Below are 17943 nucleotides of genomic sequence, written 5' to 3' on the forward strand. Positions count from 1 at the left end.
ATGGAACCGCGTCCGCGCAGCTTCTATTGGCTGACCGCCTTCTTCGTCCTGTTCGTGATCTTCCTCTACGGCCCCACGATCACCATCGGCATCCTCAGCTTTCAGGGCCCTCAGGGCGGCCTGACTTTCCCGATGAATGGCGTATCGTTCCACTGGTTTCACAACCTGTTCGAACAGCAGGCGGTGGGCGACATCTGGGGGGCATTCCGCCGCTCCTTCGCCCTGGGGCTAATGGTGATGGTCGCAACCGTGGTGATCTCGGTCATGGCAGGTCTTGCATTCCGGAAGCGCTTTGCCGGATCGGGTGCGCTTTTCTACCTGACGATCGCCTCGCTCGTGATCCCCTCGATCCTGGTTTCTCTGGGGGTCGGTCTGATCTTCAACCAGGTCGGTGCCAAGGTGCACTGGTCCAGTTCGGGCTTCGGGGCGCAACTAACCTGGACCCTGCCCTTTGGCCTGCTCATCATGTTCGCGGTCTTCAACCGCTTCGACAAGCGCTTCGAGGAGGCCGCGCGCGACCAGGGCGCCACGCCCTGGCAGACGATCCGCCATGTGGTCCTGCCGATTATCGCCCCCTCCGTCGTCGGGGTGGCGCTTTTCGGTTTCTCCCTTTCATATGATGAATTCGCGCGGACGCTCCTCACGGCGGGCAGCCATAACACCCTGCCCCTCGAAATCTTCGGGATGACGACAAACGTGACCAAGCCGGTGATCTACGCGCTTGGGACGCTGACGACTGTTTTTTCCTTTCTCATCATCGTCGCATTTCTCGGCACGCTTTGGGTCATCGGCAAGCGGCGCCGGGATCGGGCTTGATGATGCGGCTGCTTTATCTCAACCCCAACTCGTCAAGGCATATGACGGACAGCATCGTCGAGGCCGCGCGACGAGCCCGTCCCGATGTCGAGATCGTCGGCTGGACCAACGAAGGTGCTCCTCCCGCAATCCAGGGTCCGGACGACGGCGCGGCTGCCATCCCGGGCCTTGTCGCAGCGCTTCCACGGGCGCGGATCGAGGGGTTTGACGCGATCGTCATCGCCTGCTTTGACGATACCGGCCTTGAGCAATTGCGCAAGAACGCCCATTGCCCTGTGCTGGGGATTGGCCAATCCGCCTGCGCGACAGCTACGCTGCTGGGGCTTCCCTATTCGGTCGTGACAACCCTGTCCGTTTCGGTTCCCGTAATTGCCGAAAACATCCGCCGTGGTGGCTACGCGGCGCTTTGCACGTCAGTCAGAGCGTCGGAAATGTCAGTGCTGACCGTCGAGGCCGGGGGTGACGAGGTCTGCCAACGATTGGCTGCAGTGATCGGCGAAGCGGCCCAGGCGGAAGGCGCCCGGGCCGCTGTTCTGGGCTGCGCCGGCATGGCGGGTCTCAAGCAGCAGCTTTCGACCATGACAGCCCAGCGTCTGATTGACGGCGTTGAGGCCTCGGTTCATCTGGCCGCGGCCATGGCTGCAATGCGCTAGACCACGACCAGATCTGGCACCTGTCTGCTCCCGACAGGATCAGGCGAGATCGCGGATCTTCTTTTCGCGGTCCCAATAGCGCAATGTCGCGGCTTTTGGCAGGCTGGCGAGATCGGTGACCCCCTCATCGGCCTTGATGCCCGCTCGATCGAGCAGCGGCTTTGCACCATCATCATGCCCTATGGCCTTGAGATGGGCGAAGGCATCCATCACGAAGCCCACTGCCGCACTGTCATGGGCAAGCTTTCCCGCGGCTTCGCTGGAAAGCACCACGGCAACTGCATCGAAGATCCAGGATGGCGATCCGGCAAGCTGTCCGTCGGCCTCCATCTTGCCGCCCTCGAGCGCAATACCGCCGACCTTGGGCGCAATCGTGAAGGGGGTGCCGCCGGCGTCCCGGATCTGACTGATCAGACGGTCCACCGCCGCCTTCTCGGACCCTTCCGCGAACAGGATGCCGACCTTGCGCCCCTCGAGCGTGGCGTGCCAGCGCTTCTGGATGGAAAGCGCTTCCGAAGGTTCCAGCGCGACGGGGTCACGCGCGGCCGGCGCCCGATCAGGAAGGGACAGGGCCAAACCCTTGGCCACCCGTTCCGCGAGCTCCTCGTCGACATTACGCAGTTGCGACAACACGCGCAGACGCACATGCTGAAGTGCAACCTTCGACAGCTCGAAGGTGATCGCAGAGGCAATATGGGCCTGTTCGTTCGCGGTCTGCGACTTCCAGAACATGCGCGGTTGACTGTAATGATCGGCGAAAGTCTCGGGTCTGACACGCAGCTTTTCACCTTCGACGGGCTGGCTGGCCGTTCGAAAACCTTCCTGGCGCGGACGCGGACCGCCATCCTCGCCAGCCTCGGCAAGACTGTTCGGCTCATAATTGGCGCGTCCCTTCGGGACATGCGTTTGCATCATCCCATCGCGCATCATGTTGGCATAAGGGCATTTCGGCGCATTTACCGGGATCTGGTGGAAATTGGTCGTGCCCAGGCGCGATTTCTGCGTGTCGAGATATGAAAACAGCCGCCCATGCAGCAGCGGGTCGTCGGAAAAGTCGATGCCCGGCACAACATTCGAAGGCAGGAAGGCCAGCTGTTCGTTTTCGGCAAAGTGATTGTCTGGATTGCGGTCCAGAACCATCCGGCCGATCACTCGCAGCGGCACCACCTCTTCCGGGATGATCTTGGTCGGATCAAGCACGTCATAAGGCAGGCTTGCCGCAAGCTCCTGGTCGAAGACCTGAATGGCGAGGTCGTATTCAGGATAATCACCATTCGCAATGGCCTCCCAGAGATCGCGGCGATGGAAATCGTTGTCGGCCCCCTGGATCTTGGCGCTTTCATCCCAGATCAATGATTGCGTCCCAAGACGGGGCCGCCAATGGAATTTGACGAAGCTTTCCTGTCCCTCGGCGTTTACCAGCTTGAATGTGTGGATGCCGAAGCCCTCCATCATTCTGTAGCTGCGCGGGATGCCGCGATCGGACATGGCCCAAAGCACGGTATGGAGCGACTCGGGCATCAGAGAGACGAAATCCCAGAACGTGTCATGGGCCGAGGCCGCCTGCGGGAAGCCGCGATCGGCCTCCATCTTCACGGAATGGATGAGGTCGGGGAACTTGATCGCATCCTGGATGAAGAAGACCGGAATGTTATTGCCGACAAGGTCCCAGTTCCCCTCATCGGTATAGAACTTGGTCGCAAAGCCTCGCACGTCGCGGGGGGTGTCGACCGAACCCGCACCGCCTGCGACCGTTGAGAATCGCACAATGACCTCGGTACGCTTGCCTTGTTCAGAAAACAGGCTCGCCCGGCTCAGATCGGGGATCGGATCGGTGCATTCGAAATACCCGTGTGCAACCGAGCCGCGGGCATGGACGATCCGTTCCGGGATGCGCTCATGGTCGAAATGGAAGATCTTTTCGCGAAGGATGAAGTCCTCCAAAAGGGTCGGCCCGCGCGCGCCGGCTTTGAGGCTGTTCTGGTTGTCCGAGATAGGCGTGCCATGGTTGGTCGTCATCACCGGCGTATCGCCACGCCCGATCTGCTGCGTGTCGCCGCCTTCGCCCGTCATGCTGTCATAGGGTTTCGCCATCTTCTTTGCCTTCCCAATATGGTGGGTCACGGGCAAGCCACCGCTTGCCCAGATCGTCAGGCCAACGCGATTTCGCGGGACCGGTTCCGATGCGCAAATCGATCAGCGGTAGAAGGCCAGATGTTTCGGCCGGTATGTATTTCCCGGAACAATCGTCGCCCGAACTTGTTGATTGATGAATGGAGGGCCGCCGAAAAAATCCTTCCGCGCCCGGTCAATCAGCACTGGAGAACAGACCATGAGCGATGGATTTCTTCTCATATCATATGTGGTTATGGTAGCATCATTGTTGAAGGTTGCCTTCGACCTGATCCGCATCCCGGCGGCACTTCGCCAACGCGACATGAACAGCAATGCTGACACAGCAGGTTCATCTCAAAGATAAGCCCATGCACAGCAGTCACCTGCAATCCGGTCGATAGAGGTCTTGCGAGAAAGCCATTTGGCCGAGCTTCCGACGGCGCCGGCGACATGCCCTATCTTCAGGACGGCTCGCCCAGGCCGGCATTCTTGATGGCCGACATTCCACCCAAAGCGAATTGGTAGAAATGCTCGGCCAGTTCCCGGCGCGACAGCTCGAATCCTTGGGCGGGAAAAGGCAAAGCGCGACGAGCAACAAGCAAGATCACACAGGGCGCAAAGACGCTAAGCGCACAGCGGAGTAGCTCGGGATTGTCAGGTGAAATCCCGGTGATATCCGAGAAAATGGCCAAAACGATCCGAAGCTTTCCAGCTATTTCCTGATCCTTGAGCGCCTGCATATGGGATGACGGAGAAAGTATTTCGCGTGCAAGGACCCTGCCGTGCCAGCTTTCGGTCCCTGCCGTCCCGCTGACCAGTCCTTCTATCAAGGCGCGCAACTTGTCACGCGGCTCCATTCCGGACTGATGAAGATTCTCCAATGTTTCCAGACTGATCAAGCGCCGATGCGCCTCGAACAGAACCGCCCGATAGAGACCTGCCCGACTTCCGAAATGATAATTGATCGAGGCGATATCGGCTTCAGCGCACTTCGCGACCGCCTTGTTGGTGGTTTCGGCAAACCCATTCTCTGCGAACAGGCCGCCGGCGGCTTCCAGGAGCTTTCGGCGGGTGGCTTCCCCGTCTGTTCGCGGTACACGCCTTGGCTTTGTCATTCCGGTCGAGCTCCAGGCCGCCTCGCCCCGTTGCGAAACGTTGAATTCGATCGTCGCATAGATTAAATTGAATTTAAAGTTAAGCGACGCGCGAGACTTCCTGATGCGAAAGGCCTTCCCCGTCGTCATTCTGATTGCCGCTTTCGCTCTGGGGGGCTGGTGGTGGTCCGAACGCGACAGCCAAAGCCCCGATGCTCTCATCTTTCAGGGAAACGTGGACATCCGGCAGGTCGCGCTGGCTTTCGATGGCAGCGGAAGAGTTGTCCAGATCGACGTGGACGAAGGGGATCAGGTCAAGACGGGAGATGTCCTTGCCCAGATCGACACGAAAACGCTTGAATTGCAGGCGAGAGAGGCCGAAGCGCAACTGGAAGCGGCCCGTCAGGATCTGCTTCGCCTTCAGAACGGCACGCGGCCCGAAGAAATCGATCAGATCAAGGCCCAGCTCGTCTCGGCCGAGGCAACTGCGCAGCGCGTCGCGCGCGACTACGAACGCCTCGCGAAGCTTTTGACGGGCAGAAGCGGTGCCGTCAGTGCCCAAAGCGTCGAACAGGCCGCAAGTGAATCCGATGCCGCAACCGCAAAGGTTGCAGAGGTGCGCGCGGCATTGGCTCTGGCCGAGGCAGGCCCGCGTGTCGAGGAAGTTGCGGCAGCCAAAGCAAGACATACCGCAATGGAAGCGAATCTGGCCCTTCTCAACTATCAGATAGAGCAGGGCACGCTGCGCGCGCCAATCGACGCTGTCGTGCGGTCGCGTCTGCTTGAGCCAGGCGATCAGGCGACACCGCAGAAACCGGTCTTTGCGCTTTCGGTGAACAGACCAAAATGGATCCGCCTCTATATTGGCGAGCCGGATCTTGGGCGAATCCAGCCAGGCATGCCTGCAGAAATTCGAACCGACAGCGATGCTGCAAATCCGTTCGCGGGCAAGGTGGGCTATATTTCGTCCGTCGCAGAGTTCACGCCCAAATACGTGCAGACCGAAGAGTTGCGGACCAGCCTTGTCTACGAGGTTCGGGTGATTGTGGATGACGCCGCAGACAAGCTTCGATTGGGACAGCCTGTGACGGTGGAACTCGGCCTCGGGCGAATGCCATGACCCGATCGTCTGACATCGTTGTCGCTGAACAGCTTTGGAAATCCTTTGGCGCGGCAGACGGTTCGGAAGTGACGGCTATCAAAGGGATTTCAATGTCCGTCGGCGCGGGGCAACTGACCGGACTCGTCGGAGCGGATGCCGCGGGCAAGACCACATTGCTGCGCATGATGGCCGGCCTGCTCAAGCCCGACGGCGGGACGTTGCATGTCCTTGGTCTGGACGTGGCGAAAGATTGGCAGAAAGTTCAAGACCAGATCAGCTATATGCCGCAACGCTTTGGCCTGTATGACGATCTGACCGTCTTCGAAAATCTCGGCCTCTATGCCGATCTTCACGGAGTGCCCGAAACAGACCGGCAGAATCGCTTCGATCGGCTGCTTCAGATGACAGGTCTTGCGCCTTTCACCGAGCGGCTCGCCGGAAAATTGTCGGGCGGGATGAAGCAGAAGCTTGGTCTTGCCTGCACTCTGGTACGATCACCCTCACTTCTCTTGCTGGATGAACCAAGTGTCGGGGTCGATCCGCTATCGCGCCGCGATCTGTGGCACATCATCATGCAGCTTGTCGTGGACGAGAGACTGACTGTTGTGGTGAGCACGGCCTATATGGACGAGGCCGACCGCTGCGACAGGGTCATTGTCATGGACAGGGGCACTCTGCTTGCCGAAGGCAGCCCGTCAGCGCTTCGGGCAGGGGCAAGCGGTCGAACCTTTATCGCAACGCCTCCCCCCGGTCTTCCCGCTCGCGAAATGCAAGTGCGACTGATCGAATGTCGCGACCTGGTTGTCGATGCGGTGCCGCGCGGTGGGTCGGTCAGCTTCATAACGCGCAGCGGCACCCTTCTGGCAGAGCTTGCAAATCGACTGCCCGACATCTGTTTCGATACGCGCGAAGAGGTTCTGGAAGATGCCTTCATGATCCTGCTTCGCGAAAGCGACGGAGCGGCCGACCCCGCCCCGGAGCCACTGGTCGAGCACGTTCCCCATCATCCAAGGCAAGGGCCGATCGTCCAGGTGCGCGACCTTGTCCGACGGTTCGGAAATTTTACCGCAGTCGCCAATACGTCATTTGACGTCGCTCAGGGCGAAATCTTCGGCTTGCTCGGGCCAAACGGAGCGGGAAAGACAACCACTTTCCGGATGTTGTGCGGGCTTCTTCCCGCCAGCAGCGGGCGTATCGAAGTCGCCGGCCGCAATCTGCGGACTGCCCGCGCGCAGGGCCGGGCAAGGATTGGCTATGTTGCTCAGAAATTTTCTCTTTATGGCAATCTGACGGTCCGCGAGAATCTCGCATTCTTCGGTGGTGCCTACGGTCTGCGCGGTGCGGCGTTGCGAGACCGCATCCAGGTATCGCTCAGCCAGTTCGACCTGGACCCCGAAGCCAAGAGCGGCAACCTGCCCGCGGGCTACCGACAAAGGCTGGCCATGGCGACGGGGCTTCTGCATGGCCCTGACATCCTATTCCTGGACGAGCCAACAAGCGGGATCGATCCTTTGGCGCGACGATCGTTCTGGCGAAGCATCACGTCATTGGCCAAGGCCGGCGTGACGATCATCGTCACCACTCATTTCATGGAGGAAGCCGAATATTGTGATCGCATCGCGATCCAGGACGCGGGAAGGATGCTTGTCATCGGAACACCGGATGAAGTCCGCCGTGAAGCCGGCACCCAGGGCGGGGCGGACATGAACAGCGTCTTCATCTCGATCGTCGAGCAGGCTCGGGCCCGCTCGAGCGGTCTACAGCCGCGATGAAGGTGCCTCGGTTCACCGGAAGGCTCGTCGCGCTCACCCGCAAGGAAACGCGTCAGATGCTTCGCGACCGTAGCAACCTTTTCGTTGGCCTGCTGCTGCCCCTCGCGTTGATTATGCTTTTCGGTTTCGGCCTGTCCTTCGATGTCACCAATGCCCGGTTGGCCGTTGTCGTGCAGGACAATACGCCGTCAGTCCGTGACTTCGTGGCGCGCCTTTACGGATCGGAATACCTTGCACCAAGTCGGGTGTTCAGCACGCACGAGGCCGAAAATCTCATGCGGGCTGGCAGGGTCGATGCCATCCTGACCATACCTGCTGATTTCTCGGCTGATCTGGCCCAGGGTGGGGCACGGCTTCAGTTGCTGCTGAATGGGGTCGACAGCAACAGCGCGTCAAGTATCGAAGGCTATGTGAGCGCCGCGATCGCCGTTCAGGGCGCCCTTGAACTTGACCGGGCCGGCAACAACAGAACGACCACGGGCGGCATCGTCATCACGCAGCGCACCTGGTTCAACGAAGCCGGCGAAAGCACCTGGTTCCTTGTTCCAGGGCTTATCGTTCTTATCATGACGCTGATTGGCGCCTTCCTCACATCGCTGCTTGTGGCAAGAGAGTGGGAGCGAGGAACGCTCGAGGCGCTTTTCGTCACGCCGGTCGCGCCGATCGAACTCGTCCTGTCGAAACTTGCACCCTATCTCGTCATCGGTTTCGTCGATCTCGTCATGTGCCTGCTGGCCGCCCGCTGGCTCTTTCATGTTCCGATGCGTGGTTCGCTGGTCGTGATCCTGCTGGTCTCGCTGCTTTATCTGCTGGTATCGCTTCTTATCGGGCTGTTGATTTCGGCCACGACGCGCAACCAGTTTGCCGCCAGCCAGATGGCACTTCTGCTCAGCTTCATGCCTGCATTGATGCTCTCGGGGTTCGTCTTCGATCTCAGGAACGTGCCGGTCGCCGTCCAACTGGTCAGCCAGATCCTTCCCGCCACGCATTTCATGGGGCTGATCAAGACCTTGTTCATGGCCGGAAACAACTGGCCCGAAACATTCCGCACCTCGGCAATCCTTGGCGGATACGCGTTCATCATGCTTCTGGCGACGCGGCGCGCCTTGCGCAAGAGGCTCGAGTGACGATGGATGCTGGCCTGATCTATCTGTCGCAAGTGATCGCGCTGATCAGAAAGGAGTTGCTCGCCATTCTCAAGGACAGGTCGAGCCGGGCTCTGCTGTTGATGCCGGCCCTGCTGCAATCTCTCCTTTTCGGCTATGGGGCAACCTACGACCTGACGAATGTACCCTATGCGATCCTAGACCAGAGCCGTGGCACAGCGGCTGCGAACCTGATCGCCGGACTGGACGGGACGGGCGTGTTCCGACGGGTGGCCACCTTGAACTCGACCGATGAGATTGCCGTGCTGGTGGACGAAGGAGACGCGCTTGTCGTGATCACGATTCCGCCGGGGTTCGATGCCCGACTGAGCGCGGGACGAAAGGCCCCGATTCAGGTCATCCTGGACGGCAGGAACTCTGCGACCGCGGCGCAGGCAGCTTCGTTCGTCGCGTCAGTCGTCGCCAGTTTCAACCGGTCCATGGGTCATGCGCCCCTGGTCAGCATCGAACGCAGAGCATGGTTCAATCCCAACCTCGAATCCCGCTGGAACCTGATGCCACCCTTGATCGCCGGTCTGAGCATGTTGCAAACTCTGCTCCTTGCGGCGCTTTCAGTCGCACGCGAGCGTGAACAGGGCACCTTCGACCAGCTTCTGGTGACACCTCTGACGCCGCTTCAGATCCTGATCGGCAAGGCGCTTCCGACGATGATGATCGGCATCCTGCAATCGACGATCATCTTTCTCGTGATCCTGTTCTGGTTCGGCATCCCGATGAAGGGCTCGGTCGGGGTGCTTTATCTGGCGCTGGGAATGTTCACCCTCGCCTCGGTGGGGATCGGTCTGTCTATCTCTGCGGTTGCGCTGAACATGCAACAGGCGATGCTTTATACATTCATGCTGGTCATGCCCCTGATGTTGCTGTCGGGGCTGCTCACACCGATCGCGAACATGCCCGAGATCCTGCAGATCGCGACCCATGCCAACCCGCTGCGCTTCGGGGTCGATCTGGTGAGACGTGTCTATCTGGAGGGTGCGGGCCTGTCGGATGTGGCCCCCGACTTCCTGCCGCTGGCAGCGATCGCGCTGGTGACCCTGCCGCTGGCAGCATGGCTTTTCCGAAACAGGCTTTCGTGATGTACAACGGAATGGGGGAGGAAACCGCCCTGGCGCTTCAGATCCCCGCCTCCTCCTCGAAACTGAAGATTGCAAGACTGCGCTCGCGTTCGTTCACCTTCAGCCTCCGATTGATCGGCGCATGGGCGCGCGCCGGGCAGTTCGATCTTTCGCAAAGGTAGCAATTAAGACCGATATCGACGGGGCGCGCGCGCTCTAGGTCGATCCCCTCTGCATAGATCAGGCGTGGCGCATAGGCGACGTCGCAGCCCAGCCCCACCGCCAGCCGACGCGCCGGCGCGCCATGCGTACCCCCTGCCCGTGTGACCGTCCGGGCAATCGAGAAATAGGTGGCGCCTTCGGGCATCCGCACAACCTGGGTCTGCACCCGGTCGGGCGTCTCGAAGGCCGCATGGATGTTCCAGAGCGGGCAGGTTCCCCCAAAGCGCGAAAACGGGAAACGTCCCGCGCTGAAGCGTTTCGAGATGTTTCCAGCCTGATCGACCCGGACGAAGAAAAACGGAATGCCGCGTGCATCAGGTCGCTGCAGGGTTGTCATGCGATGCGCGGTCTGTTCGAAACTCGCCCCGAAGCGATGGCTCAGCAGTTCGACATCATAGCGGGCGGATTCGCAGGCCGCGAGAAAGCGACCATAGGGCATCATCACCGCCGCTGCGAAGTAATTGGCCAAGCTTACACGCAGAAGCGATACGGCTGCGGTATCGTCCAGAGCGGCTTCTTCGGTCAACCGCGAAATCAGCGCTTCCTGCTCGAAGCGGGCCAGCAATACCCCGATCTGGAATCGTCTGCTTGACTGGCGAAGAAGTTCGGAAAGCATCAATTCACCGCGATGGGGGTCGAAACGGCGAAGCTGCTCGCCCATCACATGTCCCGGCAGGATGCGGACGCTTATCCCGTGGCGCATCAAGCGGTTCGTCAACGCAAGATGGGGCTCATTGCGGTGCAGGGCCATTTCTTCGGCGAGAGCCTCTGCCGCACGATCGATCGCATCAACATAATTCTTCTGCGCATAGAACCAGTTTCGCACCGTATCGACAGGGCGCGAAGAATCGGCCAGCGCCTCGACCTTGTCTCGGTCGGTCATCGGATTGTCATCGGTCTGCGGGCGCAGCACGGCTTCGCGGTAATGATCGTGCAGGCGCACGAAGGCCGACGCGATCTTCGGCGATGCCTCGAGTACGGCTTCGACTTCGGACCGTGACAAAGCCCCTGCCCCCACGACAGGATCCTTCAGCGCCGCAGAGAAGTCCGCCGCAAGCTGGGCATCCGTCGAGGGAGCTAGTTCAGAGATATTCAGGTCATAGACTTCGGCTATCCGCATCAGGAGGCGTGCCGAGGCCGGGCGCTGGTCAGCCTCGATCAGGGTAATGTAGCTGGCGGATACGCCCAGCTCGGCCGCCATCTGGGCCTGCGTAAGTCCCAGAGACTGTCGCAGAACGCGCAATCTCTGCCCGATGATGAGTTTTTCGCCTCGCGCCATCTGACAAACCTTACAAAGTTTTCCTTTCGGATGTGACAATACTGACCGTCATACCCAATGATCTCTAACAGTTAATGCATATTCGGCATGACATTACTAGAGTGACATCATAACTCGACTCATGAGGAGCACGTCATGCCGCTCGATCACAACGCACCCCCGCTTCCGCCCGTCGTCCTGCGCGCAGTGCCGGGCGCCGAGCATGTCCTCACACCCGAGGCCCTGAACTTCCTGGCCGAACTGCAGATGCGCTTCGGCCTCAGGCTCCATGCGCTGATGGTTGCCCGCACCCGTCGGCAGGAGCGGATCGACCGTGGTGAATTGCCGGACTATCTGGCCGGCACGCGCGAAATCCGTCAGGGCATCTGGAAGGCCGCCCCGGTTCCCACTGCCCTTGAGGATCGCCGCGTCGAGATCACCGGACCCGTCGACCGCAAGATGATGATCAATGCGCTGAATTCCGGCGCGCGTGTCTTCATGGCCGATTTCGAGGACGCCACCGCACCAAGCTTTGCCAATATCATCGCGGGCCTTGCGAACCTGATCGACTATCGCGACGGCACGCTGGAATACATGGATGATATCACCGGCAAGACCTATCGCGTCGGTCCAGTTCCCGCGTTGCTGATCGTTCGCCCGCGTGGCCTGCACATGGCCGAGGCGAATGTGCTGATGGGCGGCCAGCCCGTCTCGGCAGCGCTGTTCGACTTCGGCCTCTCGTTGTTCCATTGCGGTCGGGCGCTTGCCGCCACCGGACGCGGACCTTTCTATTACCTGCCAAAGCTCGAATGTCATGCCGAGGCAAAGTTCTGGAACGAGGTCTTCGTTTACGCTCAAGAGCGGATGGGGATCGCGCAGGGCTCGATCAAGGCGACCGTGCTGATCGAAACCCTGCCCGCGGCCTTCGAGATGGACGAGATCGTCTGGGAACTGCGCGATCATATTGCCGGGCTGAACTGCGGCCGATGGGATTATATCTTCAGCTATATCAAGAACTTGCGCAATCATCCGGCCTATCTTCTTCCGGATCGCTCGAAGCTGGCAATGGACGAGGCCTTTCTGGCGACCTATGCCGCACGGGTCGTCAAGGTCTGCCACCGCCGAGGCATTCACGCGATGGGGGGCATGTCGGCCGCGATCCCGGTCAAGGATGACCCACAAGCCAACGATGCCGCTTTCGATCAGGTCCGCGCCGACAAGAAACGCGAAGTCGGCATGGGTTTCGACGGCTGCTGGGTCGCGCATCCCGACCTGGTTCCGGTCGCCCAGGCAATCTTTGATGCCGACATGCCCGGCCCGAACCAGATCCGCAAGCCGCGCCAGGAATGGCGGATCGAGCCTGCGATGCTGCTCAAGCCGCATCAGGGCGAGATCACCGAGGCGGGCGTGCGCCTGAACATCTCGGTCGCGATCGAATATCTTGCAAACTGGCTTCAGGGCCGTGGTGCCGTTCCCATCCACAACATGATGGAGGATGCTGCCACCGCCGAGATCAGCCGCGCCCAACTGTGGCAATGGATCCGCCATGGCGCGCTGGTCAGGACCGAGTTTGGTGACGAACGCCGCCTGACCGCCGACTGGCTGGGCGAGATGATCCAGGCAGAGATCGTTTCGATCCTGGAACGCATCGGACCGAACGGCTTCCACCGTGGTCGCTACCCGTCCGCCGCCCGGATCGTGCAGGAAGCCGCGACGGCCGAAACCCTGCCCGATTTCATCACCACGCCGGCTTATGACGTGCTGAACGCCCTCGACTGAGGACACCCGGTTTTCGGCGGGCCGCCGTGCCCGCCCCCCCGCTTCAAGATTCCATGAGGAGGAACTACATGACGACCCGCAAGACCTATGCCGAACTGCGCGCCCAGACCGAGGCGCGCTACCCCTCGGGCCAGACTCCGGGCGGCGTCACGGTCGACGACATCGTGCAACTGAAGCTGCAGAACACCTACGATACTCATCTCGACATCGCCCGCGACATGGCCCGCGTCATGCGTGAGGACATGGCCGCATATGATGCCGATCCCGGCAAGTTCACCCAGTCGCTGGGCTGCTGGTCGGGCTTCCATGCGCAGCAGATGATCAAGGCGGTCAAGCGCATGCGCGGCACTTCGCGCGGAACCTATGTCTATCTGTCAGGCTGGATGGTTGCAGGCCTGCGCAACCGCTGGGGCCACCTGCCCGATCAGTCCATGCACGAAAAGACCGCCGTCGCCGACCTGATCAACGAAATCTACGTCTCGCTGCGTCAAGCGGATGAAGTCGCGCTGAACGATCTCTTCCGCGAGTTGAAGGCGGCCCGCACCGAAGCCGAGCGCGCCAGGGTCATCGAAAAGATCGACAGCTTCGAAACCCATGTGGTTCCGATCATCGCTGATATCGATGCAGGCTTCGGCAACGAACACGCCACGTATCTGCTCGCGAAAGAACTGATCAAGGCCGGCGCCTGCGCCCTGCAGATCGAAAACCAGGTCTCCGACGCGAAGCAATGCGGCCATCAGGATGGCAAGGTCACCGTCCCGCGCGAGGATTTCATCGAAAAGCTGCGCGCGTGCCGCCTGGCGCTTGAGGAAATGGGAGTGGAGAACGGTGTCATCGTCGCCCGCACCGACAGCCTTGGCGCAGGGCTCACCCAGAAGGTTCCGGTCAGCCAGCATCCGGGCGATCATGCCGCCGAATACATCAAATGGCTGAAGACCGAACCGATCACCGATGCCAACCCGATGCGCGAGGGTGAGCTTGCCATCTATCAGAACGGCCAGTTCGTGAAGCCGATGCGCCTTGCCAACGGACTTTTCCCCTTCAAGGAGGGCAGCGGCCGTGCTCGCGTAATCGAGGACTGCATCACCAACCTGACCGAAGGCGGCGCCGATATGGTCTGGATCGAAACCGACACGCCCAATGTCGACGAGATCGCCGGGATGGTGAACGAGGTTCGCAAGGTCGTTCCGAAAGCAAAACTGACCTATAACAACTCCCCCAGCTTCAACTGGACGTTGAACCTGCGCAAACAGGTTCGCGCGCAATGGCTGGAAGAAGGCAGGATCGGTCCCTCGGACTATCCGGACGGAAACGAGTTGATGAAGGCGGAATTCGACGCGACCGAGCTTGGCCGCGAGGCCGATGCCCGTCTGCAACGGTTCCAGACCGACATCTCGGCCCGTGCCGGCGTGTTCCACAACCTCATCACGCTGCCGACTTTCCACCTGACAGCCAAGTCGATGGATGAACTGTCGCGGGGCTATTTCGGCGAAGACAAGATGCTGGCCTATGTCAAGACGGTCCAGCGGGAAGAGATCCGCCGCGGCATCTCGGCTGTCAAACATCAGCACGAGGTCGGATCGGACCTGGGCGATACGTTCAAGGAAATGGTCGCTGGTGAACGCGCGCTGAAGGCGGGCGGCCATGCGAACACGATGAACCAGTTCGCTGCAGAGTAAGTCCTGCTGCGGCTTTCCCTCGGCCGCAGCATGAACCTGCCGGCGCGCGCTCCTCGCGCGCCGGCTTTTCCTTTTACCGCTGGCTCAGTGCCTGACGCAGCGTGATCCCGCCCAGGATGAGGCAGCCGATGGCTGTCGAGACAGGTTCAGGCGCAATCAGCAGGAAGGCTGCAATGACCAAGGCAACCCGTTCGATCATCCAGAGCGGCGCGAGCAGCCAGTTCGTCAGCGCTGCCGACAGCGACAGGATGCCCAGGACTGCGCCCGCAAACGCGAGCAGGAACGAGCCCCAGGTGAATCCTTCCGTCACCAGCAAAAGAGATGGCGAGAAGACGAAGACGAATGGTACTAGCGCCTTTCCCATCGACAGTCTGAAGGCGGTGTTCCCGGCCTTGAACGCGTTGGCACCTGCGATCCCGGAGGCCGCATAGGCCGCCATCGCAACGGGCGGCGTTACGTCCGCGATGACCCCGTAATAGAAGACGAAGAAATGCGCGACCATCGGTTGCACGTTCATCATGCCCAGAACCGGCGCGGCAACAGCGACCATGATGATGTAATTCGCCGTCGTCGGAATGCCGCAGCCCATCAGGATGCAGACAACTGCCGTCATGATGAGCGTGAAAAGCAGCGTCAGCGTTTGCACACCCATGATCTCGAATGGCAGGAAGCCCAGGAAAGCATGCGTCGCAACGCCCCAGCCTTGCGCCACCGAGGTCACCATGAAGGCGATCTTGAAGCCGATCCCGGTCAGGGTGACGACGCCGATCACCACGCCGACCAGCGCAGCGGCTGCGGTCACGGAAAGCGACTGGCGGGCACCGTGAACGAAGCCCTCGAAGATACCGAGCACGGTTTGCTTGATGCCGTTCAACGGTCCCGAGGCCATGACCTGCTGGACTAGGTAGACGACGATACAGGCAGAGATCGCGCAGAAGGCCGACCAGAACGGCGTTCTGCCCGACATCAGCATGAAGACAAGCAGGATCAGCGGAATGGTCGACATCCAGCCTTCGCGGAGGACGGCAATGGCATTGGGCAGTTCTTCCTTGGACAGGCCGCGAATGCCCAGCCGACGCGCCTCAAGATGGACCTGAACGAGAACGCCGAAGAAATGCATGAAGGCCGGCACGATCGCGGCGATCAGGATGCCGCGCAGCGGAATGCCCAGATACTCGACCATCAGGAAGGCGACGGCGCCCATTACCGGCGGCGTGATCTGCCCGCCCGTCGACGCGGCAGCCTCGACCGCAGCCGCGAAATGGCGCTTGTAACCCACCTTGATCATCGTCGGGATGGTCAGGGCGCCTGTCGTCACCGTATTCGCGATCGACGACCCCGAGATCGAGCCCATCAGCGCCGAAGAGACGACCGAGACCTTGGCCGGACCGCCGGCAAAACGACCGGTCAGGGCCGTCGCCAGGTCGATGAAAAGCTGCCCCAGTCCGATCTTCTGCGCCATCACGCCGAAGAGCACGAAATGGAAAACATAGGTCGCGATGACACCCAGCGCCGTGCCGTAGATCCCTTGCGAGGTCAGGTAAAGGTGGTTGACGATCGCTTTCCAGTCAGCACCAGGATGCACGAAGATGCCCGGCATCTGCTTGCCGAAATACGCATAGGCCATGAACAGGATCGCAATCACCGGCAGCGGCCAGCCCATCGAGCGACGTACCGCTTCCAGCAGCACCACGATCAGGATCGTGCCCATCGCCACGTCGAGCGTGTTCGGGTTGCCGACGCGGAAGGCAAGCTGGTCGTAGATCCACGGCACGTAAAGCGCGCTGACCGCACCGCCGATCGCAAGCAGCCAGTCCACGACCGGGATGCCGAGGATCGCGAAACCGCTAACCTTGTGCCGCCCCGACTGAAAGGCCGAGAAGCTCAGGAAAGTCACGAAGACGGTCACTGCCATGTGCAGCCCGCGATGCGTGGTCGCGCGCGGGATGCCGAACCCGGCGGTGTAGTAGTGATATACCGAGAGCAGGAAAAGCAGCACCGTGGACAGGATCGCGACCGGAACCGTGACGTCGCGGAAGCGGGCTTCTGGATCGAATTGTTCCTCGATGGCGCGGAGTTCGGCTTCGGAAAGTTGAGGCGTGGATTCGCTCATCCTGCTCGTCCTTTCAATGGGTTGTCATTTCAAAGCAACACGGCCCCGAAGGGCCGTGTCCCAGATCCGAGATGTGGCGCTCTTATTCGAGCTTCCCGGCTTCCTTGTAGAACTTCTCGGCACCCGGATGCCACGGAATGCCCGCACCTTCCGTCGCGTTGTCGAGCGTGATCAGTTTGCCCTTTGCGTGGCCCGCGGCAAAGAGCTTCTGGGTGTTGTCGTTGTAGATTGCCTTGGTGATGTTGTAGATCAGCTCTTCCGGTTGGTCGGCGCTGGTCACCATCTGCGCACCAACGGAAATCGTGGCGACATCGCCGTCCTGACCGTTATACGTGCCTGCCGGGAAGCTGTCGGCTGCGAAGAAGGTATATTTCTCGCGCAGCTTGTCGGCCGCCTCGCCCTCGATCGGGACAAGCTTGATGTCATGCTGGCTGGCCAGTTCCGCGATTGCACCTGCCGGATAGCCGCCGACGAAGAAAAACGCATCCATCGCGCCGTCGCGCATGCGGTCGGCTGCCTGGTCGGGCTTGAGGAATTCCGGTTTCACATCGCCTTCGCTCAGGCCGTAGGCCTCGAGGATGATGCGTGCGTCGACAAGCGTTCCCGAGCCCGGTTCATCGAGAGAGACGCGCTTGCCCTTCAAGTCCGCCACGCTCGCGATCCCCGATTCCGCCGATGCGACCAGATGGATGCTTTCGGGATAGAGGTTCGCGATCAGGCGCAGCTTCTCGACTGCCGGCTGGCCTTCCCACAGCCCGGTTCCGGTCTGGGCCCAATAGGCAACGTCAGATTGCGTAAAGCCGGACTCGAGCTGGCCGCCGTTGATGGCATTGATGTTGCCGACCGACCCGTTCGAGGCGACCGCCGTGGCGACAAGTCCCGGCACCCCGCAAGAGCCGCCATCTTCGCAGGCGCGCGAACCGGGTGGGTTCGAGATCGCATTCGCGATCAGGCCGCCGATCGGGTAATAGGTGCCAGCAGTGCCGCCGGTTCCGATCCGGAAAAACGACATTTCCTGCGCCGTTGCACCCTGAGCCAGAATTCCGACCGCAGCGGCGATCCCGAGAATGAAACGTTTGTTCACGTCTTCCTCCTGTTGAAGTCCGCCGCACACTAACA

At 60.7% G+C, this 17943-nt stretch carries 13 protein-coding genes; 8 read left to right on the plus strand and 5 right to left on the minus strand.

Annotated features, from left to right (window positions below; translation table 11 throughout):
- Together RGQ15_RS17900 and RGQ15_RS17905 are read left to right on the plus strand one after the other, a co-directional pair.
- Complete coding sequence (locus RGQ15_RS17900) at positions 1–816, plus strand: ABC transporter permease (protein ID WP_311162070.1); 816 nt, start codon at positions 1–3, stop codon at positions 814–816.
- A gap of 2 nt (positions 817–818) precedes the next feature.
- Positions 819–1469: an aspartate/glutamate racemase family protein gene (locus tag RGQ15_RS17905; protein ID WP_311162228.1), complete on the plus strand. Its 651-nt coding sequence runs from the start codon at positions 819–821 to the stop codon at positions 1467–1469.
- 39 nt (positions 1470–1508) lie between these two features.
- Here the strand turns inward: RGQ15_RS17905 and RGQ15_RS17910 are convergent, their stop codons facing one another.
- Together RGQ15_RS17910 and RGQ15_RS17915 are read right to left on the minus strand one after the other, a co-directional pair.
- A complete protein-coding gene (locus RGQ15_RS17910; RefSeq protein WP_311162071.1) occupies positions 1509–3563 on the minus strand; it encodes a catalase in 2055 nt (684 codons plus the stop codon).
- Positions 3564–4045: 482 nt separating this feature from the next.
- A complete protein-coding gene (locus RGQ15_RS17915) occupies positions 4046–4699 on the minus strand; it encodes a TetR/AcrR family transcriptional regulator (protein ID WP_311162072.1) in 654 nt (217 codons plus the stop codon).
- Positions 4700–4802: 103 nt separating this feature from the next.
- Here RGQ15_RS17915 and RGQ15_RS17920 point away from each other — a divergent pair, with 103 nt between their 5' ends.
- Genes RGQ15_RS17920 through RGQ15_RS17935 form a run of 4 tightly spaced genes read left to right on the plus strand, consistent with a single transcriptional unit; the run spans position 4803 to position 9794 of the window.
- Positions 4803–5798: an HlyD family efflux transporter periplasmic adaptor subunit gene (locus RGQ15_RS17920; RefSeq protein WP_311162073.1), complete on the plus strand. Its 996-nt coding sequence runs from the start codon at positions 4803–4805 to the stop codon at positions 5796–5798.
- Positions 5795–7552 (plus strand): ATP-binding cassette domain-containing protein, encoded by a 1758-nt coding sequence (locus tag RGQ15_RS17925; protein WP_311162075.1) that lies wholly within the window; start codon positions 5795–5797, stop codon positions 7550–7552. Before RGQ15_RS17920 ends, RGQ15_RS17925 begins: the two co-directional genes overlap by 4 nt.
- Positions 7549–8679 (plus strand): ABC transporter permease, encoded by a 1131-nt coding sequence (locus RGQ15_RS17930; protein ID WP_311162077.1) that lies wholly within the window; start codon positions 7549–7551, stop codon positions 8677–8679. The genes RGQ15_RS17925 and RGQ15_RS17930 overlap by 4 nt, the downstream gene beginning before the upstream one ends.
- A 2-nt stretch (positions 8680–8681) precedes the next feature.
- Positions 8682–9794, plus strand: a complete 1113-nt coding sequence (locus RGQ15_RS17935) for an ABC transporter permease (protein WP_311162230.1) — start codon at positions 8682–8684, stop codon at positions 9792–9794.
- Between the two features lie 37 nt (positions 9795–9831).
- On the opposite strand, the gene RGQ15_RS17940 is transcribed toward RGQ15_RS17935, so the two are convergent.
- Positions 9832–11274 (minus strand): helix-turn-helix domain-containing protein, encoded by a 1443-nt coding sequence (locus RGQ15_RS17940; RefSeq protein ID WP_311162078.1) that lies wholly within the window; start codon positions 11272–11274, stop codon positions 9832–9834.
- 135 nt (positions 11275–11409) lie between these two features.
- Between RGQ15_RS17940 and aceB the strand changes: the two genes are divergently transcribed.
- Positions 11410–13032 carry a malate synthase A gene (aceB, locus tag RGQ15_RS17945; RefSeq protein ID WP_311162079.1) on the plus strand — a complete coding sequence of 541 codons (1623 nt, stop codon included), beginning with the start codon at positions 11410–11412 and terminating at the stop codon, positions 13030–13032.
- 68 nt (positions 13033–13100) lie between these two features.
- Positions 13101–14711: an isocitrate lyase gene (locus RGQ15_RS17950; RefSeq protein WP_311162080.1), complete on the plus strand. Its 1611-nt coding sequence runs from the start codon at positions 13101–13103 to the stop codon at positions 14709–14711.
- Positions 14712–14784: 73 nt separating this feature from the next.
- Here the strand turns inward: RGQ15_RS17950 and RGQ15_RS17955 are convergent, their stop codons facing one another.
- Together RGQ15_RS17955 and RGQ15_RS17960 are read right to left on the minus strand one after the other, a co-directional pair.
- Positions 14785–16824: a TRAP transporter permease gene (locus RGQ15_RS17955; protein WP_311162081.1), complete on the minus strand. Its 2040-nt coding sequence runs from the start codon at positions 16822–16824 to the stop codon at positions 14785–14787.
- An 82-nt stretch (positions 16825–16906) separates the two neighbouring features.
- Entirely contained in the window at positions 16907–17908 is a 1002-nt protein-coding gene (locus RGQ15_RS17960; protein WP_311162082.1) for a TAXI family TRAP transporter solute-binding subunit, read from the minus strand.
- Between the last annotated feature and the right edge of the window lie 35 nt (positions 17909–17943).

The sequence above is a fragment of the Paracoccus sp. MBLB3053 genome, assembly GCF_031822435.1.
Lineage (GTDB): Bacteria > Pseudomonadota > Alphaproteobacteria > Rhodobacterales > Rhodobacteraceae > Paracoccus > Paracoccus aurantius.